1 protein-coding gene is annotated in these 520 nt (G+C 65.4%); it reads right to left on the bottom strand.

Features of this window, described 5'->3' with window-relative positions:
* Window positions 1-520: IS256 family transposase (locus ABEB28_RS42860; RefSeq protein ID WP_345734054.1), on the bottom strand; the 520-nt coding region annotated here is incomplete at both ends.

The raw sequence follows: 520 nt of genomic DNA, 5'->3' as shown, positions 1-520 counted from the left end.
CGTCGCAGACCAGGAAGAACACGTCCTTGACACCGCGGTTGCGCAGGTCGGTCAGCACGGACATCCAGAATTTCGCGCCCTCACCACCGGTCCCGGCCCAGAGCCCGAGGATGTCGCGTTCGCCGTTGAGTGTGACGCCGATCGCGGCATAGAACGGCCGGTTGGCCACCTGCCCATCCCGGACCTTCACCACGATGGCGTCGATGAACACGGCCGCGTAGATCTCGTCCAACGGGCGGGTCTGCCAGGCCTGCATCTCCTCAAGGACCTTGTCGGTGATCCTCGAGATCGTCTCCTTCGACACCGACGCCCCGTAGATCTCGGCGAAGTGCGCCGAGATCTCCCCGGTGGTCAGGCCCTTGGCATAGAGCGACAGCACGACCTCGTCCACTCCGGACAACCGGCGTTGGCGCTTCTTCACGATCTGCGGCTCAAAGCTGCCGGCCCGATCCCGCGGGACGTCGATTTCGACCTCGCCGGTGTTCTCCGTCAGCACCGTCTTCGCCCGCGTCCCGTTGCG

The sequence above is a fragment of the Cryptosporangium minutisporangium genome (assembly GCF_039536245.1).
GTDB lineage: Bacteria > Actinomycetota > Actinomycetes > Mycobacteriales > Cryptosporangiaceae > Cryptosporangium > Cryptosporangium minutisporangium.
Note: the sequence above shows the minus strand (reverse complement) of the source record. Positions and strands in the feature narration are given on the sequence as shown.